The sequence below is a fragment of the Stappia sp. ES.058 genome, assembly GCF_900105595.1.
Taxonomy (GTDB): domain Bacteria; phylum Pseudomonadota; class Alphaproteobacteria; order Rhizobiales; family Stappiaceae; genus Stappia.
Genome location: NZ_LT629784.1, coordinates 4,605,958 through 4,626,154, shown reverse-complemented (window position 1 = coordinate 4,626,154; position 20,197 = coordinate 4,605,958). Strand labels below are relative to the sequence as shown.

Annotated in this window: 18 protein-coding genes and 1 pseudogene; 14 read left to right on the top strand and 5 right to left on the bottom strand. The window is 59.4% G+C overall.

What is annotated here, in order from left to right; all coding sequences use genetic code 11:
- Window positions 1-434 precede the first annotated feature (434 nt).
- The 4 genes from BLU32_RS22620 to BLU32_RS21520 all read left to right on the top strand — a co-directional run bounded on the left by BLU32_RS22620 (window position 435) and on the right by BLU32_RS21520 (window position 2,455).
- Window positions 435-791: an amidase family protein gene (locus BLU32_RS22620; protein WP_197673663.1), complete on the top strand. Its 357-nt coding sequence runs from the start codon at window positions 435-437 to the stop codon at window positions 789-791.
- A complete protein-coding gene (locus BLU32_RS22125) occupies window positions 694-1,485 on the top strand; it encodes an amidase family protein (protein WP_208976944.1) in 792 nt (263 codons plus the stop codon). The genes BLU32_RS22620 and BLU32_RS22125 overlap by 98 nt, the downstream gene beginning before the upstream one ends.
- Before the next feature lie 186 nt (window positions 1,486-1,671).
- Window positions 1,672-1,776, top strand: a complete 105-nt coding sequence (locus BLU32_RS22405; protein ID WP_305849820.1) for a YjhX family toxin — start codon at window positions 1,672-1,674, stop codon at window positions 1,774-1,776.
- A gap of 97 nt (window positions 1,777-1,873) precedes the next feature.
- Entirely contained in the window at window positions 1,874-2,455 is a 582-nt protein-coding gene (locus tag BLU32_RS21520) for a cyclopropane-fatty-acyl-phospholipid synthase family protein (protein WP_244501761.1), read from the top strand.
- Window positions 2,456-3,482: 1,027 nt separating this feature from the next.
- Here the strand turns inward: BLU32_RS21520 and BLU32_RS21515 are convergent.
- Window positions 3,483-3,704, bottom strand: coding sequence for a hypothetical protein (locus BLU32_RS21515; protein ID WP_093804439.1), 222 nt, complete (start codon window positions 3,702-3,704; stop codon window positions 3,483-3,485).
- Window positions 3,705-3,805: 101 nt separating this feature from the next.
- Here BLU32_RS21515 and BLU32_RS21510 point away from each other — a divergent pair, with 101 nt between their 5' ends.
- The 6 genes from BLU32_RS21510 (at window position 3,806) to BLU32_RS21485 (ending at window position 12,310) form a co-directional block, all read left to right on the top strand.
- A complete protein-coding gene (locus BLU32_RS21510; protein WP_093810351.1) occupies window positions 3,806-4,360 on the top strand; it encodes a TerB N-terminal domain-containing protein in 555 nt (184 codons plus the stop codon).
- A complete protein-coding gene (locus BLU32_RS22400) occupies window positions 4,245-5,369 on the top strand; it encodes a TerB N-terminal domain-containing protein (protein WP_093810349.1) in 1,125 nt (374 codons plus the stop codon). The genes BLU32_RS21510 and BLU32_RS22400 overlap by 116 nt, the downstream gene beginning before the upstream one ends.
- Complete coding sequence (locus BLU32_RS21500) at window positions 5,291-6,139, top strand: tellurite resistance TerB C-terminal domain-containing protein (protein WP_244501760.1); 849 nt, start codon at window positions 5,291-5,293, stop codon at window positions 6,137-6,139. The genes BLU32_RS22400 and BLU32_RS21500 overlap by 79 nt, the downstream gene beginning before the upstream one ends.
- Window positions 6,136-7,464, top strand: coding sequence for an ATP-binding protein (locus BLU32_RS21495; RefSeq protein WP_093804437.1), 1,329 nt, complete (start codon window positions 6,136-6,138; stop codon window positions 7,462-7,464). The genes BLU32_RS21500 and BLU32_RS21495 overlap by 4 nt, the downstream gene beginning before the upstream one ends.
- Window positions 7,436-9,670: a DEAD/DEAH box helicase gene (locus BLU32_RS21490; protein ID WP_093804436.1), complete on the top strand. Its 2,235-nt coding sequence runs from the start codon at window positions 7,436-7,438 to the stop codon at window positions 9,668-9,670. Before BLU32_RS21495 ends, BLU32_RS21490 begins: the two co-directional genes overlap by 29 nt.
- A 126-nt stretch (window positions 9,671-9,796) precedes the next feature.
- Window positions 9,797-12,310 (top strand): AAA family ATPase, encoded by a 2,514-nt coding sequence (locus BLU32_RS21485; protein WP_093804434.1) that lies wholly within the window; start codon window positions 9,797-9,799, stop codon window positions 12,308-12,310.
- On the opposite strand, the gene BLU32_RS21480 is transcribed toward BLU32_RS21485, so the two are convergent.
- A complete protein-coding gene (locus BLU32_RS21480; RefSeq protein ID WP_093804435.1) occupies window positions 12,307-13,419 on the bottom strand; it encodes a hypothetical protein in 1,113 nt (370 codons plus the stop codon). The genes BLU32_RS21485 and BLU32_RS21480 overlap by 4 nt on opposite strands.
- A gap of 33 nt (window positions 13,420-13,452) precedes the next feature.
- Complete coding sequence (locus tag BLU32_RS21475) at window positions 13,453-14,430, bottom strand: tyrosine-type recombinase/integrase (RefSeq protein WP_093804433.1); 978 nt, start codon at window positions 14,428-14,430, stop codon at window positions 13,453-13,455.
- 315 nt (window positions 14,431-14,745) lie between these two features.
- On the opposite strand from BLU32_RS21475, the pseudogene BLU32_RS22395 reads away from it, so the two are divergent.
- A pseudogene (locus BLU32_RS22395) lies at window positions 14,746-14,883 on the top strand (IS3 family transposase); the annotation flags it as partial.
- Between the two features lie 366 nt (window positions 14,884-15,249).
- Here the strand turns inward: BLU32_RS22395 and BLU32_RS21465 are convergent.
- Both BLU32_RS21465 and BLU32_RS21460 read right to left on the bottom strand, forming a co-directional pair.
- Window positions 15,250-16,110: an oxaloacetate decarboxylase gene (locus BLU32_RS21465; protein WP_093804431.1), complete on the bottom strand. Its 861-nt coding sequence runs from the start codon at window positions 16,108-16,110 to the stop codon at window positions 15,250-15,252.
- On the bottom strand, window positions 16,107-16,934 hold the full coding sequence (locus BLU32_RS21460; RefSeq protein ID WP_093804430.1) for a GntR family transcriptional regulator: 828 nt from the start codon (window positions 16,932-16,934) through the stop codon (window positions 16,107-16,109). The genes BLU32_RS21465 and BLU32_RS21460 overlap by 4 nt, the downstream gene beginning before the upstream one ends.
- 173 nt (window positions 16,935-17,107) lie before the next feature.
- Here BLU32_RS21460 and BLU32_RS21455 point away from each other — a divergent pair, with 173 nt between their 5' ends.
- From BLU32_RS21455 to BLU32_RS21445, 3 genes are read left to right on the top strand one after another with little or no spacing between them, the layout of a single operon-like run.
- Window positions 17,108-18,115, top strand: coding sequence for a tripartite tricarboxylate transporter substrate binding protein (locus tag BLU32_RS21455; protein ID WP_093804429.1), 1,008 nt, complete (start codon window positions 17,108-17,110; stop codon window positions 18,113-18,115).
- A gap of 58 nt (window positions 18,116-18,173) precedes the next feature.
- Window positions 18,174-18,653 (top strand): tripartite tricarboxylate transporter TctB family protein, encoded by a 480-nt coding sequence (locus BLU32_RS21450; RefSeq protein WP_093804428.1) that lies wholly within the window; start codon window positions 18,174-18,176, stop codon window positions 18,651-18,653.
- 32 nt (window positions 18,654-18,685) lie between these two features.
- Window positions 18,686-20,197 (top strand): tripartite tricarboxylate transporter permease, encoded by a 1,512-nt coding sequence (locus BLU32_RS21445; RefSeq protein WP_093804427.1) that lies wholly within the window; start codon window positions 18,686-18,688, stop codon window positions 20,195-20,197.

Below are 20,197 nucleotides of genomic sequence, written 5' to 3'. Positions count from 1 at the left end.
GCCGATTGCCCTCTACGGTGCGATATTGCCGCCGAACACGCATTCCACCGGGTGGGATAGCAAGCCGCAGTTTTTACGCTACAGCCCCAAATCTTGAAAATCAGAATGCCCGCTTCTGACCCTTTGCGGCCGTTGATCGTTAAGAATGGTGTCCCTGAAACAGGTGATAGAGGCGCTGAGTCTGTCTCAGATTTTGGGAAATTGTGACAGACGAGCGTGATCGTCTCGACCCGCGGTGTAGAACTGCCCGAAAATCCGTTCAGATTCGTGCAGGAAATAGACTATATGCCTCACTCTCCAACAGACCCATCCGGCGGACTGGTCGAACAGCTTGACCTAGCACCAGTACGTAACGGTTCGCTGGATGGGCTTCACTTCACCGTGAAAGATAACATCGACCTTGCGGGATATAAGACCTCCTATGGAAGCCCCGCTTGGCGGACGCACATCCCGCACCTGTTCACAACGCCCTCTGCGTTGATCAACTGCTTGCCTCTGGAGCGCGCTGCGTCGGGAAGGTCGTGGCGGATGAGTTCACGTATAGCCTCGACGGGGAGAGCTTCTATTTTGGCACCCCCCGAAACGCGAAAGCACCGGATCGCGTCCCCGGTGGCTCGTCCAGCGGCTCGGCTGCTTCCGTCGCCAATGGTCTTGCGGATTTTTCTCTTTGCACGGACGCGGGAGGTTCGGTCCGTGTTCCGGCAAGCCTTTGCGGTCTTTGGGGGATGCGTCCCTTCATCGGATTTCCGAGGCTGGCGTTTTGCCGTTCCAGCCAAGCGTCAGTACCGTAGGCGTGTTGGCGTATCGGTTCGAGGTGCTCGATGCGGCGATGCGCTCTTGCTGAACGCTCCCGCATCGTCGATGCCGTCGCCACGGCGTATGCTCGTCTTGCAGGATGCGCTGGAGATCGCGGATGCCGCCGTTCGAGATGAAGTTGGCAGCGCATTGGATCGAATAGCAGAACGCACCGGCATTGTGATTGAGCCGGTAAGGTTTTCCGAAATCGTCGGGGAGGCGTGCGAGCTGAAGGTCTGCAACCTGAATGGATTGCGTGATCTGCAGACCGCCGAATTCCAGAGCACGGTCGGCAACTGGATCGAAGCTTGCAAGCCCGAACTCGGCTTCACGTTCTCGATGGCCTACGGAAATGTCCAGAGGTTCGACCGCATCGCGGCGCTGGACAACATGGCGAGGTGTGAAAGCCTCTTCCGGCAGATCAACGCCTTCTTCACCCCGGAAACGGTGATCTGCTTCCCTACGACGCCGAAAATCGCTCCCCGGAAAGACTCCCTGAACACGCTTGAAGCGGTGATGGACTTCTATGATCCGACGATGACCATCACCGCGTTTTCCGGCGTGGCACGCTTGCCGGAAATCTCTGTTCCGCTATTGACCGTGGACAACTGTCCGGTTGGCTTGTCCTTCGTTGCAGGCCACTATCAGGACGAGTTTCTGTTGAGCGCGGTAAAGAGAATAATCAGTTGATATTTCGCGGAAATCCTATGCGTCGCATAAAAATCGGCGGCGCTGATTTCCCAGGAAACTCTGCCGCAAACGCCGGAGCAGAAGTTTGAATTTCGCGACCGTCTGCCTCATTCGAACCATTCGCTCGCCTCAATTTTAGAGGGCTATCGCGTAGGTGTAGTTCTCTTTTTCGTCGGCTTCATCCGCTTGCGGAAGAAGCGCCTTATCGAGTCCCGGTCTGGCAGTCCATATCGCATCTCGAAACGCGGACGGCTCTCCGTTCGCGCTCAACCCGACAACCAAGGTGCCTAACATGCTGAGCCAATACAGGCATGTGACCGGGCCGCGTCGTCAGCTGACGCGCCTCGGTAGCGGCACGATCAATTCCCAAAGCAATGGATACTGAGCAATGGATATTCCCCGCATTTTCAACATCACAGAAAGCAGACACCGCATTCACAACCCTTTCACCCCCGCCAAGTACGACACGCTCGGCAGGGTGCTGCGGATGAAGCCTGGCACCAGCATACTCGATCTCGGCAGTGGCTCGGGAGAGATGCTGTGCACCTGGGCGCGCGATTTCGGTATCAATGGCACAAGCATTGACATGAGCCGGGTGTTTTCCGAACAGGCGAAAGCGCGCGCCGAAGCGCTCGGCGTTTCCGATCAGGTCAACTTCATCCACGATGACGCTACGGGCTATGTCTCCGATGAAAAGGTTGGTGTAGCCGCCTGTGTCGGCGCCACATGGATTGGCGGGGGCGTTGCCGGTGCTATCGACCTTCTGGCCAAGAGCCTTCTTCCCAATGGGATCATTCTCATCGGCGAGCCCTACTGGCTTAAGACCCCTCCCAGCGAAGAGGTCGCCAAGGGAGTGTGGCGCCGGTTCGATCTCGGATTTTCTGATGCTTCCGAACCTGATCGGCTCCTTCGGAGAGCTTGGTTACGATGTCGTCGAAATGGTTCTGGCGGATCGGGAAGGCTGGGATAGGTACGAGGCCGCGAAATGGCTCACCATGCGCCATTGGCTGGAGGAAACCCCGATGATGACTTCGCGTCTGAAGTCCGAACACATCTGACGTCAGACCCACACGGTACGCAGAGTACACGCGTGAGTATTTGGGGTGGGGCGTGTTCGCGCTGATGGCCCGATAGCGTTAGGGGCAGAGCAGGATCGATCGGCCCGGTCGCTCGATCCTGTTGGGCTTGAATGGCGGCTTTGGCTCAATGCCGCCATTCGCTACAAATTACGGGAGAGTTCGGTTGCGCGATTTCCATTGGTACGAGCGATTTTTAGCCGCGACTCATGCAATAAGCGACTTCAATCAGTTTGGAGGCTATAGCGTAGGTGTAGTTCTCTTTTTCGTCGGCTTCGGCCCGCCATTCCTTTTCGATTCCCACAAATCGACGCTAACACCTTGAACGGGCTGGTGGTTTTCGCGGTTCGAAAACCCTGCTTCCGCGCATAGGGCAAAGGGGCCGCAAAGACCAGTTTCAAGAGGGTTTGGCGGTGCTGTAGCGCGCAAAAACAAATGGCATTTCGCGCAAGATCAAACGGTCATCTGGCCGGTGACGCCGGGGAACGCTGCCGCATCCTTTTCGCGCCATGCAAATTTAACGGAGAGATCACCGCCTAGCTGTTGAGCGATATGGCACGCAGCGCGCCACGCGCCATTAGCGTCTTGCCCCTGCTGTGGCGGGTGCATGATCGTCATCAAGGGGGTCGAACCATGGAGACAGCCCCGCAGACCGCCGCACGCAGCGGCGACGAACCGGGAGAAATGTCCGTGACCCGGCATGGCATGATCCAGCGTTCAGCCGCAGGCACCCAACCTACGGCAACGTGTCCGCGCCGACTGGCGCGCAGTTTCCAATGCGCTTCAACGCCTCTGGCCATGCGGGAGATGTCATCGATCAGGACAACAGGCTCCTCGGCGCGGCTTTTCTAAGCCAGGCAAGCATCTGCTTGAAGGCGGGACGATCCACGATGCCGCAGGAGACGCCTTCGCCCTGAAGGTCTACACCACCTGATAGCCCTTGCAGGCTACGAATTCGCGGCATCTGTTTTCTTGCGATGCCAAGTCGTCGCCCTTCTTCAGTTGGGCTTTGGTGGCTTCTGCCGCAATTTCCTGTTCGAGCGCATCAAATACCTCACATGCAACAGACAATTGCAGGGGGTAAAATGGCAAGGAAAGCGATTGATCGACCAGCGTCTCGGTGATTGCCCAGAGATCGCGCAAAAGCTCGTCTTCCTGTTCGGTCGTGAGGTTTGAACTACTCCCCGCATTTCAGTGGAACAGGCTCTGCACGGGAACCTTCCCATGCGGGATGGTCCTGTGCCATGCTGCAATCTGTTTCAAACCAAGCTCTTGGAGGAAGAGACTTGGAACTCTTGCTGATTCTCGCCGGTATTGCCGTCATTTTCTACATTTTCAGACGACAAGAAGGCGCCACAGGAAGTTCTTCGCCCTCGCAGGCCACTATGTCAGGGATCCCGGAGGAGCGCTGGCAACAAGCGGGTGCGTCCCGACAATACAAATCCTCAAGGCAAACCGCTTCAGCGGCATCTCCCGCACGCTGGGTGTCTCCCGGAGACAAGGTCGCAATCGCCGGCTTGGAGATATTGGGCGGGAATTTCTATTTCGGACAATCGCTTTGCGCGACGGATTTCGATCAACCGGAGAATTGCCTCGTCAATCCCAGCCTCATGATCGGCCGCGGAGGTGATCCCGCCGGTCAGTCCATGCCGTATTGGCCCTCCTATAGCCGGATCCATCCGAATGCCCGCCGATCCTATCTCGAATGGCTGGCATCCGCGCGCGACGATCCCGATGCCTCTATCGGGTACGTCTTTCTCTATTTTTATGGCCTCGAGCGACGTTTTTTTCGTCGATGAGGCGTCTCGAGACAATGACGCCATCATCGATGAAGTGCGGCGCCTGATTTCGATTTATGGCCGAAACGGATCGTTTCGAAACTACGCAACGCAATTCCTCGAATTTGCCTCGCCGCTTTCCGGCAATCTCCGCACGAGACCCGAAATCGACGCCGAGGCAAGTCACGGCTTCGAATTCCCCCTCCCCGCACGCCTGTATCTGGGTGCCCGGCTTGCCGATGGTCAGGTCCTCGACGCGGAAGATTGCCTGCTCTGGTTCGTATCATTGCCCGAGACGCGCCTGCGAACACCGGCAAAACGGTGCTTTGATCTGTTCCAGACCCTTTGGAAGATCCGTTTTCAGGAACGTCATCCCGAAGGCCTCAAGGTCCGCACGCCAAAGCGCACCTTGAAGAATACCGGCTACCGAGCCGCCAGCGGCACCTTCACGGCCACCCTGACCGGTGCCACAGCAATTCCTGACATCACGAGCCTGACAAGCCCGCTGAAAGGTTTCGCCGCCATCGCGGAGACCTGCACGAGCGACCTGGAGAGCTACAGCCGCTTTGTCGGCAAGCGGCCGGAGGATGCGCAAAGCACCGAGGCCGCGGTGCTTCTGCCAAAGGCCTTCCTGTCGTGCGACGATGACAATCCCCTCAAGGCACTTTCGCAAAAAATCTCCGAGACGTTTGCCGGACGGCCAACGGGCAAGATCGCTTTGGCCGAGCTTTGCGAAAAGGTGGGATTGGGAGCGCCGGGAGAGGGGAAGGTCCCGCCTCCCTCTTCAACAAGCTGGGCGCCGCGCTCGACCGGCTCGACATCGGCTATGAACCCGACCGTCGCTACGGTGCGGTTCCGCCTCCCCCCGATGGTACGGTCGTTTTCTTCCGGGCCGCCAATGCGGCGGCTGTGGATCAGGATCGCGCGCAGTTCCACGCGGCGCGGACCATCGTGGAAATCAATGCTCTGGCCGCTTGGGCCGACGGCGTCGTGGATGCGAGCGAACTTGCGACCCTGCAGCAGGAAATAAGTGCGGTACCCGGGCTTGGTCCTGTCGAGCGCGTCCGTCTCCTTGCGTACGCCAGCGCCCTCCTTGGCGGCACCGCCAACAGCCGCGCGCTCATGAAGGGACTGGCAAAACTGGACGACGCCGGTCGCCGCCGCGTCGCGCAGGCCACCGTGGCCGTCGTCCTTGCCGACGGTCATGTCTCGCACTCGGAAGTCGTCTTCATCGAGAAGCTCTGGAAAACGCTGGGCTTCCCGAAGGAAGAGCTCTATGGCGCCCTTCACAGCGGCAACGTGGTCGCCGAGGAGCCCGTCACGGTCATGACGGAAACATCGGAGCCCGGACATCCCATTCCGCCGCCTCCGGCACCGGCACCTGTATCTGCAACAAGGGCGCAAGTGGATATCGACAACGATCGACTGACCCGTATCCTTTCCGAGACCAGTGCCGTTTCCAGTCTTCTCTCCGAAATTTTCATCGAAGAGGAAGCCTCGGTCACCCCTCACCGTCCCCAGGCAAGTTCGCACCGGCGGCCGTTCGACGGCCTGGATACGGAACACGGAGATCTCCTTCTCTTCCTGCTCACTGAACAACGGGTCGAGCGCTCGGCCTTCGAGGGACGCGCGAAGGAACTTCGCGTGCTGCCGGATGGCGCGATCGAGACAATCAACGAATGGGGCTTCGAGCTCTACGACGAACCCGTTCTCGAGGATGACGATGAACTGACGGTGGCCGAACACATGCGGCCGCTGTTGCATGAAATATGTCGGGAAACGAAGGAAATGCGCTCATGAGCACGCAAAAGCCCATCCGCGGCAAGGATAAGGACACGATCCTTCAGGCGCTCGCGGCAGGCGTCGTTCCGCGCACTGGTTTGCAGCATGTTCAGGTCGGTCGCGCCGGAGAGGTTTCCGCGCTCGTGCGCGATATTGACCGTATCGCCGGCGACGGAGCCGCACTCCGCTTCATCATCGGCGAATATGGTGCCGGAAAGACCTTCTTTCTCAACCTTACCCGCCTTATCGCGCTGGAACGAAAACTGGTGACGGTTCATGCGGATCTCGCCCCCGATCGCCGGATCCATGCAACAGGCGGCCAGGCGCGCGGGCTTTATGCAGAAGCCGTCCGCAACATGGCGACCCGCACCAAGCCGGATGGCGGTGCGCTTGCAAGCGTGGTGGAAAAATTCGTCACCGGGTGCACCCGCGAAAGCGAACGAAACGGCGTTCCGGTCGAGCAGGTCATCGACGAACGTCTTGCTCATTTGCAGGATCTCGTCGGCGGCTATGATTTCGCAACCGTGCTGAAAGCCTACTGGCGCGGCAGCGAGAGCGACGACGAAATCCTCAAAGGAGCCGCGCTGCGCTGGCTGCGCGGGGAATACTCCACCAAGACCGAGGCCCGGCAGGCGCTTGGCGTGCGCACGATCATCGACGATGCGGATGTCTATGACGGGCTCAAGCTCTTGGCAGCTTTCGTACGGCAGGCGGGCTATGCCGGGCTCCTCGTCGTCTTCGACGAGATGGTGAACCTCTACAAGCTGCAAAGCGCACAAGCCCGGAACCAGAATTTCGAGCAGATACTCGCCATGCTGAACGACGTTCTTCAAGGAAGCGTTTCGGGTCTCGGCTTCCTGTTCGGCGGAACGCCTGAGTTCCTGATGGACACCCGTCGCGGTCTCTACAGCTACCCGGCACTGCAATCGCGCCTGGCTGAAAATGCTTTCGCCCGCAACGGCCTCGTTGACTTCACGGGCCCCGTCATTAGGCTTCAAAGCCTGACGCCGGAAGAACTGCTCGTCCTGCTCGGCAACATCCGCAAGGTCTTCGCGCTTGGCGAGCCGGAGCACTATCTCGTCCCGGACGAGGCGCTGACGGCCTTCATGGCCCATTGCAACCAGCGCATCGGCGAGGCCTATTTCCGCACGCCGCGCTCCACCATCAAGGCCTTCGTGCAACTGTTGGCCGTTCTCGACCAGAACCCGGGAACCGACTGGCGGTCCTTGCTGGGCGACGTCGAACTCGCCGCAGACACTGATGACGGTGCCGAGGACGAAGGCGACGCAAGCTCAGACCCAGGCCCGGGCAGCGATGGCGACCTTGCCTCCCTCCGCCTCTGAGATCGCGGCTTTTGACCGGCTGCACCCGCAGATCCGCCGCTGGATCTGGGAGCAGAACTGGTCGGAACTGCGCGATGTGCAGGAAAAGACGATCCGCGCCGTGCTGGAAGAAACCGGCGATGTCCTCGTTGCGGCGGCGACCGCAGCAGGCAAGACGGAAGCCGCGTTTCTCCCGGTCCTGACCCGGATCGCAGAGCACGAAGGCGGAGGACTGTCCGCGCTCTATGTCGGCCCGCTGAAGGCTCTCATCAACGATCAGTTTCGTCGGTTGGAACCGCTGTGCGAACGGCTCGACATTCCGGTCGTGCGCTGGCACGGGGATGCGCCGGCCGGGGCCAAGGCGAAAGTGCTGGGCAATCCGGCCGGCATCGCGCTGATCACGCCGGAATCGATCGAAGCCCTGCTGGTGCGCAAGCCCGAGGCGGCCCGACGGCTTTTCGGCGGGCTCGAATTCATCGTCATCGACGAGTTGCACGCTTTCCTTCAGGGGCCGCGCGGCCTGCATCTGGCGAGCCTGCTTCGCCGCATCGATGCGCTTGCGGACAAGCGGCCCCGTCGGGTTGGCCTGTCCGCCACGATCGGTGATCTCACCATCGCTGCGCGCTGGTTGAACTGGGAGGACACCGCGAACGTCCACATCATCGAGGCCAGGACCGGATCTCCGGAACTGAAGCTCCAGATCCGTGGCTACGAGGAGCCTGCGGACGTGGACTTCTTCGATATCGTGGAGAGCGACGAGCCGCCGGTGCGCGCGCTTGACGGGATCGGCGACCACATGTTCGACACGTTGCGCGGCAGCAACAACCTTGTGTTCGGCGGATCGCGCAAGATGGTCGAGGCCATCACCGACCGGCTTCAGCGCCGCGCCGAGCGACACAATGTTCCAAACGAGTTCTTCGCCCATCACGGCAGCCTTTCGCGCCATGCACGCCACGAGGTGGAGGCGCGCTTGAAACAGGGCGACCTGCCGACCACGGCCGTTGCCACGACGACGCTGGAACTTGGCATTGATCTGGGTTCCGTCGTCTCGGTCGCCCAGGTCGGCGCCCCGCGCTCGCTTGCCTCATTGCGCCAGAGGCTCGGTCGCAGCGGTCGGCGCAAGGGCGCGCCGGCGATCCTGCGCATCTATTGCCGCGCGCCGCACCTGTTTCCCGAAAGTGGCCCGCTCGACCGATTGCGGCTCGATCTCGTCCAGGCGATCGCCTCGATACAACTTCTTGTCGAGCGTTTCATCGAGCCGCCGGAGGCAGATCCGGCCAACGTAACCGTCGCTCTGCATCAAACGTTGTCGATCATTGCAGCCCAGGGTGGCGCGCGCGCCGACACGCTCTATCGGGCGATTTGCGGCACCGGCCCTCTCTCCGCGCTGAGCACAAGCGACTACGCGGAGCTTTTGCGGGCCATGGCAGCGCATGATCCGGCCCTTCTCGAACAGGCACCGGACCGCACCATCATGCTCGGTCCGGAAGGCGAACGGCTGACGACCTCGCGCGATTTTTACGCGATCTTTCCCACCGACCAGGAATGGCGGCTCGTCGCCGGCGACCGCTTTCTCGGCACGATCCCGCTTTTCAACGAGGTCGGCCCGGGTTCGATCCTGCTTTTTGCCGGCCGCCGCTGGCGCGTGGAAACAGTCGATGAGCCGGGCAAGGTGCTTCAAGTCGTGCAACACCGGGCAGGCAAGGTGCCGCTTTTCGCGGATCAGGCTGCCGAACCGGTTCACGACCGTCTCGTCGCCCAAATGCGGAACGTCCTTCTGGAAAATGCAACCCCGCCCTATCTGGACGCCGAAGCCCGCCGGATGCTTGCCGAGGCCCGCAAGACTTTCCTCGAGCTGAGGCTCGAAAGCTGCCGGCTTCTGCCTGAAGACGAAGCCTTGCACCTCTTCACCTGGCGCGGCAGCAAGGCGAATGCGCTCCTGGCCCTCGCCTTCCTCGGCGCAGGGGTCAAAGCCTGGCCGCACGATGTCGGCATCACACTGGAAGATACCAGCCTGGAGGAAGCCCGATCCCTGTTGAAACACATGGCGACCACGCCGCCACCGACATCGCAGGCACTCGCCGAATTCATCGAGAGCTTCGAGACCGCTAAATATGACGACTATGCCCCGGTGTCATTGCTGCGGCGACTTTGGGCGAGGGATCACACTGAGTTAACGCGGATGCTGCCAGCGATGGCGAGAGCGGTTCTGGATGCGGTGGATTGAGAGCGCTCCTTTCGCGGGCAAAGACGTCGAGCGGTGGAACACAAGCGGTAGCAGTTTGCGGTTGCCAGATACGCTTCTTCCGCTAGGGTAGTGTGATTGTCAATTTCACATAACTGAGAATTATCAATGCGTGAGCGGCAGCCCGATGCGCGTTTATGGACCGCCATAGGTATTCAAGATAAAGTGTCCGACATGCTGGGCAGAATACTATCCGGCGACGTGAGTGCGGCAGTGATCACTGGGCCGCCCGGGTGCGGCAAGACCTGGTTGGCGCGCAGTATCGGCGCAAGCTTTGTCGAGGCGGGTGGCGTCGCATTTCGTGGGGTAGGAGATGATGGTGAGGCGAACCGCCGATTGTACCCCCTGCAACGTGCTCAGGCTGAAACGTCTGGCTACTTCAAGCCGGCGGTCACAGTGGGAAAAGCGTTAGCAAATGTTGCTGCCAAGGTGGCTTCGGGAGGGATGTTTGATGCAGAAGGTGCTCTCCAAGCCTTAGATGCCGAAGCTGCAAGGCGCAAGCGTGGCTCCATGTTCCTGGCGGAAGACGAGCAATCTGTGCTCTCAGATCTCGCGGTCCACGCAGGTGGAAGACCGGCGCTATTAATCGTCGAAAACCTGCACTGGTGGGATCGGGACTCTCTTTCCCTTCTACGCACGATGCTGAAGCGGGAAGTTGTGACTGCTTTCCCGTTTCTCGGTCAGCTGCGGGTAGTAGCAACGACGACAAATTCTGATTACCAGCAGCCGATTTGGAGGGAGGCTTACTCCAAGCACGTAGTGCCGCTGCTTCCGGTAGAGATCGAAATGGGGTACGTTGAGCGCTCCCAATTACGGACCCTACGACAGGCACTTGCCATCCCGGACGCAGTCAAGGATGAGGATTTTGAGTTTGTACATGGAATAAGCGGCGGCCATCTCGCAGTGATTGGTGAGGCCTGCCGTTACCTAAGCGATAGTGGAACCACCGTGAATGAGCTGGCGCCGGAAGACCGCGCGCGATTTGTCGAAGACCTCTTCTTGCAGCGCTTACGAAGCATTGGAACTTTAGGAGATGTCGCAAAGGAACTGCTTCACGCAGCTTCGGTCATCGGAAATACGGCCTCACGGGTGGAGCTGCTTTGTGTCTATCGACACAATGGAAGTGATCCAGAGCTAGCGATCCAGTTATGTCGAGATTTTGGATTCTTGGAGGATCGCGGTGATGTAGTGGAGTTTCGCCACCAATACATAAAGGAGTTTTTTGCCAAGGATCTCGGGCCGGAAGAAAAGACACTACGTCGAGCCTTCTCAGAATGCTTACGCCAGCTCACCCCTCACGATTATCAAAGGCGAGCGCGAAACATCTTGAAGTCCGGTGACCGCAAGAGTGCCGCTGATCTTTTTGTCGCAGCCGCCGCAGAAAACCTACGCTTCGGACGACCACCGCATCACCTCATGCACTCCGAAGAGAAAGAGCTCGTTCTCGAAGAGGGACTGGGGCCGCTAGCAGATTGCCTCCAGGAGGCATATTCACTGCTATCCAGAGGAAGATTTGACGAAGCTTGCACGCTCATGGATCAACAAAGTCCAATATACTCTCCGCTTGTACTGGCAGAAATTGAGTATGTTCGATCCCAAGGCGACCTCAACTCGCGAGATGCCGTTAGAAGGGCAAGGATGCTCGAAAGGCTAAAGGAATGGGGGCACCACATCGACGCGGAATTCGAGCAGGGATTACGTCTCGCCATGTTGTATCGCTCCGGTCTGGTGTTGGAGTTTGACAAGACCAGAGCACGCTCCATCGAAGGAGATCTGACCCGGAGGCTCAGCGAAAGGATCCGATACGACGAAATGGCCGAGTCAAAAATCCATATGCTAGGTCGTAGCGCGGAGAGCTTGTTCCTTCCAGACATAGCGCTTCATCGCGCCCAGAGGGCTGTACAATTTCATAGGCCGGAGGTTGGGGGCACTCCAAAGGAGCCGGCTGAATACTTTCGCTGTCTGACTAATCTGACAGCACTTAATATCGGCAACGGAAACTATAGCGCTGCGGAGTCGCTAGCGCTAGAAACGGTGGCGCTGGCTGATAGGTTTGAGGATGTTGCTTTTCCCAGAAGCGACATGGTGCGCTCCATGCTCGTCATGGCCCAATATCGTGGGGGTGCCGTATCGGCAGCGGCGGCGGCGGACGAGCTGATCGCTGTCATCCAAAACTATGGCTTGAGCGGCGATCCCTACTATACCAAGAACCATCTGGCTGTTTATTACTGTCTTTCCAAAAAGCTAGAAGAAGGAATTGCGCTATTCTGCGAACTGAAAGCTCAGCTCGAAAAGATAGGCGATCCTGAGCCGAATCCCCTTTATTTCGTGAGTTCAAACCTGTGCTGTGCCAGGTTTCTAAACGGTGAAAGCCCTAAGACTAGCAAAGCTGAATGGGCCGCTTTGGGCGAAGTCGTTAATCGCATTCCATACGAAACTAGGCATTTGCTGAAAAGACGTCATGAGTTAATGGCGCCCCTTTTTGACAAACCGTGCGCGTTATCCCCAGCAAGTTGGGATACTTATCCTCTCAACGAAGAGGACAATCCTTTGCATCCGTGTTGGATCGAAATTGGTCGCGGTTTCAGGATGCCAGATGTGCAATTTTGGTCTATGTATTAGCGGCGTAGCTCTTGACTGAGGCTTGCCCCGATAAGCAGAAGAGGGGTGTTTTCAAATGCGATTCCACGCTTCTTGAGAATGTGTGCAAGTGAACTCGCCTCAGACGTTCCAGGGTTGTCAGCGATATCAATCACGTAGGCTTTGCCAGCCGATGTCACCCTAAAGTCGACGCGACCAACATTTGACATCGCCATCAGCGCAAAGGTGCTTAGGGCGTTATCCGCGATCGCTGACCGTGTCTTTTCTGGTAGATCGTCGCAGTCACTGTAAACAATCCCACCCGGACGATAATGATCATCGAATACCAGATAGCTTCCGTTTGACTTTGGACCGTTAGAAGAACTTGCTTCGGCTAGTCCAACCATCATCGGTGTGCCGTTGTCCACGACAAGCGCGTAGATTTCGCGTCCTTCAATGAATTCCTGAACGCAAACAGGCTGACCGATATCGTCGGCCAAATCTGCGATGCGACGCTCCATCGCTTCGTCGAAAGGGCCGACCGTGCTCTCTGAGACCCCTATACTCCACGCCTCGTACGTGGACTTGCAAATCACCTTTTTCCCCGGTTTTGGTTTTCCGGTAATCCAGCCATGTTTGCTGTCATATGACCAGGTATCAGGCACCCCGATTTTTGCTTGGCGCATGAGCATCGATTGGTGATGCTTGTGTCTGGTGATCGCCGCAGAGTAGGCGTCGGCATGCCCATAGTGATAACCGAACAGCCTAGCCAGGAGAGCGCCCATTGAACGCCGTGCTGGACCAAATCCGTCGCGATGTCCTCCGCCTTCTGTTTTATCTAACACTACTGTGGTGCTTGCCCTCGCCGGAAAAGCCTTTCCCTCCAAGGCAAGCTGCATGAACCTCTCAAAACCAAAAACCGTCTGACATGCGATCCCGCAGCGCTGAAACGTCCCAGCAAGGAAGTTCAACTCGGTGTCGCTGATCATTCGTTCCTGAAATCTCACCGATTTGAGCGAACTCATGCGGTCCGCTGCTGCAGTATCGTCAGCTATTATAAGGATCGCCGTACTGTGAGCCTGCTCAATCGTGAGGTCGATAAGCGCCTGCAACTCGGCAACTGTAGCCCATCTTGGTACCGTCGATGGCATTGATAATTCTCAGTTATCGATACATCTCCCTCCTCAAATCCCCACTCGCCCGACCACATCTGCTCGTTCCAGCGCTTGACGAAGGCTTACATCCGTCACATGTGTGTAGATCTCGGTTGTCGAAATACTGGAATGCCCAAGAAGGCGCTGGACGTAGCGGATGTCTACGCCTTCCTCCAGAAGGATCGTCGCGGCCGTATGTCGGAACCGGTGCGGAGTGAGGCGTTGCGAAAAGGCCAGACGGTCTCCAAGCTTGCGCAGGCGAAGGCGTAGCGCCTGCGGGGTCAAAGCCCTGCCTCGTGCATTGCGCAGGAGGACGTTATCCGCCGCGCAATGCTCCACAAGCGCGGCGATATAACGGCGGAGCACATGCACCAATCGGGCGTTGGTCAGGAAGACAGTTCGTTCCCTCGACCCCTTTCCGGTAATGTTGATCACAGAACAGGTCGGATCGATATCGCCCAGTCGGATTGCCGTCAGTTCACCCACCCGCATTCCCGAGGCGAGCATGAGGCTTACGGCGAGATGGGTCGTCACCCTTGGATCGCATGGATCCGACAAGGGGTCATGTTGCGATAGCATCGCGTCTCCCCGTCGCGGGACACCCGCAACTCTTGGCTCTTCGGAAACCGCTTTTGCGACCTGACTGGCCTGGCTTCGGGTCAGGGCTCGGGGCAATCTTTTGGGGATACGGACGACAATAGTCTTCTCGTCAAAAGGCGACTGTAAAGCCAGCCCCTGTTCCTTCAACCAACGACAGAAGGATTTGAGGCACGCGATGCGCCGCCGGATCGTTGCCGGCTTGAGTTCCCGCCTCTCGCGCAGCCACTGGATATAATCGCCAACGAGAGTCACATCGATCTCGCTTCCGACCTCCTCCGCCCCGAAAAACACCTCGAACTCAGCAAGATCTTGCTCATATGCGCTAATCGTATTCGCCGACAACGATTTGATATCGCGACACTCACGCACAAAGCGCCGTGCTGCCCCTTCCAGATCCGATAGTTCCAATTTTGCCTCCTCGAAGGAAATCGAAGAAGCGGTACCTCTTTTAAATTATCAAATAATGTTCCTGAAAGCCGTGATGTAGGCTGTGTCACAGAGCCCTCGGGGGAGAGAGCGGAGGACCTCCCGAAAATCGGTCTGACGTAAGCTCCGGCTTGTGGTGTGCCGGTCTTCAAGAACATGCAGGTCTGAGATGTCGAAACGCAAGCAGCGCGCGCGGGGAGCAAGGCGAAGGTCGCCCTGAAAGCCCTGAGGGGGCGAGGAACCGGTCTCGGAAGGGCGAGTTCTTCGGAAGTTCATCCCACCATGATCCGTCCATGGAAGCGGATCATGCGGCTGATGCGGCTCATGGGTCTGATGCCGATCGACCAGAAGCCCAACACCTCAAGACCGGCCAAGGGACACAAGATCTGGCCATATCTGCTCAAGGGACTGAGGGTGGACCGGTCGAACCAGGTCTCGGCGTGCGCATCTCGATCCATGGGAAGCCGGCTAACGGGCCAGGCCGGTGTCCGGAAATGGAGTGATTTATGCAATCGGAAGCCCCCGCATTCAGCCCCTGGCGACAGGTCGCCTGCGGTGGTCTATTGGCAATAGCGTTCAACAACACCAATCTGATCGGCAGATACAACGAGTGGCTTGAGTTACGCCGAAATCTGTCCAACGATCCGGGGAGTAGCTCAAGGCGTCAAAGACCCCAGGGGCTGTTCACAGCGCGGCACAAGGGGCAGCCTCACTGTCCTTGCAGAGACTGGTTCGAATTGGTCTGACAGCACCGTGTCACGCGGTGAGCCCCTCAGCCGATTTGTGAAACAAGGCGCTGCATCATTCGTATTTTTTCGCGGACTCCAGCATCTCGGGCAAGCCAATGACGTCATTCAGTTCGTCGAAATCAGCCATCCGCTCACGAAACGGGGCGTTGCTGCCGTTGTCTTTCAAACTCGCGTAATAGGCTTGGCCCTGACGCAGCATTGCACGGGCGGCACCGCCGGGGAATATGACGATGCGAAAGCCGCGGTCGTGCAAATCCTGCGCCGAATTCATCGGGGTCATCCCTCCCTCGACCATGTTGGCGAGCAGGGGGACATGTCCGGAAAACCTCTCGGCGATCGCGCCCAGCTGTTCCGGCGAGCGCGGCGCTTCGATGAAGAGGACATCGGCACCAGCCTCGGCATAAGCCTCGGCCCGCGCGAGGGCGGCATCGAACCCTTCGACGGCAATGGCGTCGGTACGCGCGATGATCTGAAGACGATCACTGTCGCGGGCATCGAGGGCTGCGCGAATCTTGCCGACCATCTCCTCCTTGCCGACCAGCTTCTTCCCGGCAAGATGGCCGCAGCGCTTTGGAAAGCTCTGGTCTTCAAGCTGGATCGCCTGTGCGCCCGCGCGTTCGAAGCCGCGTACGGTGCGCTGCACGTTCAGCGCATTGCCAAAGCCGGTGTCGCCATCGACGATCACGGGCAGGTCGACCCGATCGGTGATGAGCTCGGTGGTCGCAATTACTTCGGACACCGACACAAGACCGATGTCGGGCCGACCCAGCCTTGAATAGGCGATCGAGGCGCCGGAGAGGTAAAGACAGTCGAACCCGGCCTGCTCGGCCAGAAGCGCGGTCAAGGCGTCGTAGACCCCCGGCGCTACTATGCCGCGGCTCGAATCGGCCAGCATGGTTTTCAAATCGCTCATGTGTCGGCCCCGTTGCGTGTGTCTCGGGTTGTCCATAATTCCGCCTCCGGGGTGCGACTGCGGACGTATTCCATTTCATGTTCGTATGTGTCGGGCCGGTAGAGGCCGTTGATGTGCTCGACCGCCCGTCCAGCCTCGTCGTATACGATGCGGCGCACCGCCAGCAGCGCCTCGCCGGGCTCGATTTCCAACAGATTTGCGACCTCCGGAGTGGCGAGCTTGGCCGTGATGACCTGGCGTGCCGAGGCGATCGGGTGTCCCGCACGTTCGATCAGACGCAGAAGCGCCGTCTGCCGCATCTGCTCGGCGCCGAAGCTGCGCCCGATCTCTTCGGGCAGCCATGTCGTCAAATGGCTGAAGGGCAGGCCGTCGAGACTGCGCACCCGGATCGCGCGCTGCATGACCGTTCCGGCAGGCAGGTTCATGGCGGCACAAATGTGTGGCGGCGCGACCGCATAGGTGAATTCGATGAGGTCGACGTCGGTCTGCAGGCCAAGCGCGAGCAGGTTCTCGATATTTCCCGAAAGACTCGCCGTGACGGGGGACGGCTGGCCGTCCCGCTTGCGCGCGAACGTGCCGCGGCCACGCTGGCGTTCGACCATGCGCTCGGCAGCCAGACGGTCCATCGCCTTGCGTATCGTGATCCGGGAAACATCGAAACGCTCTGCCAGTGCGAGGTCGCCCTGCATCGGCTCGGTATCGGAATAGACCCAGTCCTCGATCTCTTGCCTGAGAACGAGGTAGACGCGGTGGTGCTTGGGAAGCGGGGTATCATCCGCTTGTATGCGGGGGTGCGTCGATCCTTCGATAAGCGTCTTCTTCATGCCTCCTCCAACAGGATGAGCGGTGTCTTTCAACAGGATGAGCAATCTCTTTCACAATGATTAGTCGCTTCGAACGCCCAATCCAAGTGAAATGTACTATTGACATAACAATAGGATTATTTAGCAATTTGGGGTAGGCGAATCGAGCCTAAACAATATTCTGGGAGGATCACATGCCTAGTTTCAAAGACGCCTCGCGTCGCAGCTTCCTTGGTCTCGCGGCCGCAGCCCTGTTTACTCTGGGTCTCGGCACCGGCACCGTTCAGGCCGCCGAAGGCTGGCCCAAAGGGCCGATCACGATCATCGTTCCCTTCAATGCCGGCGGCTCCGCAGACCGAATGGCACGGACCCTGGCCGACCCGATGAGCAAGGAGCTCGGCGTTCCGGTGGTGGTTGAGAACCGTCCCGGCGGTGCAGGCGGCCTCGGGGCGACCTACCTCATCCAGCAGCCTGCAGACGGAAACACGTTGCTGTTGATGCAGGCGACCCCCTATCTCGCCAATGCCATTCTCGTTGGCGGCGCGCCGGTCAAGTGGGAGGACTTCAGCCTTCTGAACGCGCAGTGGAACGACTACGCGATCTGGGCGGTACATAACGACAGCCCCTACGAGACCTTCGACCAACTCGTCGAGGCGATGAAAGAGCCGGGCACCGTGTCTTCGGGGATCATCTACGGCAATGGCGGGCATCTTCAGACCATCCTTGCCATGAACGCGCTGGACATCCCTGTGGAAAACGTCCGCTTCGTCACATATGATGGCGGTGCTCCTTTGCGGACGGCGCTTGCCGGCAATCAGGTCGATTTCGAGGTCCTGGCCGCCCGTGGCGCGGCTTCGATCATGGACAGCCTCAAGGTGCTCGCGATTGTCAACGACAATGATCCGGACAGCATGGGGGCCCCCTTGCTGAATGACGCGCTGGTTGCGCTTGGGGCCGAAAAGCAGCCGATCATTGGCGGCAATATCAGCGGCCTGATCGTGCCGTCTGCCCTGAAGGACGAGCATCCCGACCGCTACGAAGCACTGCTCGACGCCTATAAGAAGGTCGTCACCAGCGACGCATACAAGGCTGCGGCCCGCGAAGCTGGCGTAGGCTCGGATTGGATCGGCCCCGAAGCCAGCCAGGAGATGGTGGATGGCGCTTACGGGGCGCTTTCCGAACTCAGCGGCGTGATCAACTGATCGACGCGCGGCGGGCGCACTCTTTGCGCCCGCCATTGACCATTCGAAGGGGCACGAGATGCAGCACGGGGAAAAACAGGAAAGACCGACCCGAAGCCGCCGGAACTGGGGAGCTCTCGGTCTGGCCGTTGTCATCGCCGGAGTCATGATTTTCTATGCCGTTTCCGTGGCCGAGGTTGCGCGACGCACGACCGACTGGCTGTTGATCGTTCCCGGAGCGGCCATCGGCGCCGCGGCCGCGCTTTGGGCCGGTATCGCCGATATCCGCACATCACCCACTGTCGACCGGCTGGTGGCGGCGGCACGCGGCGACGCGGCGCGGCCTCTCATCCTGATCGCGCTGACCGGCCTGTACGCCTGCTCCGTGCCCTGGATCGGTTTCGACGTAGGCACCGTGATCTTCATCCTTCTCTGCCTGCTGGTGCAGGGAGAGCGCTGCTGGTGGAAACTTGCGCTGGCGTCGATTGGCGGCGCGGCTGCGATCACATGGGTCTTTGTCGACCTGTTGATGGTCCGCCTGCCGGTCCTTTTGGTCTGACGGCGCTGAATGGTCCTGGAGCATAATCAATCATGATCGACTTCACCGCATTCTTTGGGGCCTTGACCCTGCTCGGCAGCGACCCGATGGCATGGCTGGTGGTGATTCCCGGGCTTTTCATCGGGCTGATCTTCGGCGCGATCCCCGGCCTTTCCATCTCGATCGCCATGGCGGTGTTTCTCCCGGCGACGCTGTACATGGATTTCCTGCCGGCGATCCTTTTCCTGACGGCTATCTTCACCGGCGGCGGGTTCGGCGGCGCGGTGCCCGCGATCCTCATGAACATCCCCGGCACCTCGAGCGCCGTGGCCACCGCGTTCGACGGTTACCCGATGTCCCGTGCAGGCCAGCATGGCGAGGCGCTCGGTATCGGGCTCGTCGCCTCGGCAATCGGAACGCTCTTTGGGTACCTGATCCTGCTCTTTATCGTGAGCCCCGTGGCAAGCCTTGTTTTGATGCTGGGCCCGACCGAGATGCTTTCGGTCGCGCTCTGGGGATTGCTGCTGATTGCGGTGCTGAACGATTCCAGCGTCGCCAAGGGCATCGCGGCAGGACTGCTTGGCATCCTCGTCAGCACCATAGGCTATTCCAACACCGGCCTGATGCGCGGCACGTTCGGCAGCATGTACCTTCTCGACGGCATCCCCGCGATCCCCGCATTGATCGGGCTCTTTGCTGCCTCGGAACTGATCAACATGGCCGGAAAGGGGGATTACCTCGTTGCCGACCGGGAACTGCGGAAAATGCGCCTCAAGCCGATCCTGAAGGGGGCGCTCTATACGATACGAGCCTGGCCACAGGTGTTGCGCGGCTCGACGATCGGAACGGCCATCGGCATCATCCCGGGCGTCGGCGCCAGCGTTGCGAACCTCGCTTCTTATGCTGCTGCCAAACGGCTTTCGACCGACACCGAGGGTTTCGGCAAGGGCAACCCGGACGGCGTTATCGCGTCGGAGGCAGCCAACTCCTCGTCCGAGGGCGGGGGAATGGTGACACTTCTCGCGCTCGGGCTGCCGGGCGGAGCGGGCACGGCGATCCTGCTTGGTGCCTTCGCGATGCACAACGTGACCGGCGGTCCGCGCTTCATCTCCGAGAGCACCGACGTCGTCTATGCGCTGATCCTCGGCAACATCGTCCAGGCGATCCTGCTGATCGCCGTCGGGATCATCTTCGTCTTTCTTGCAAGTTCTATCGTCAAGGTGCGCTTGAGCTACCTGATCCCCTTCGTGCTGGCGGTCTCGATGATGGGCGCATTTGCGATAACCGGTTCGATGGTCGGGCCGTTGACCGTGGCCGGGGCCGGGGCGCTTGGCTGGGTGATGCGGCGCTATGGATACCCGGTGACGGCGACGGTCGTGGGGCTGCTGATCGGTCCGATGGCCGAGGGCGAACTGACGCGGAGCTGGCAGATTTCGGGCGGAGATCCGTCTTTCCTGCTGGAGCGTCCGGTCACGATCGCCATGCTGGTTCTTCTGGCGCTGACCGTGATCGTCGTGCTCGTCGGTCGGCGCAACGCCCGCTCGCATCCTGGCGGCGAAGGCTGA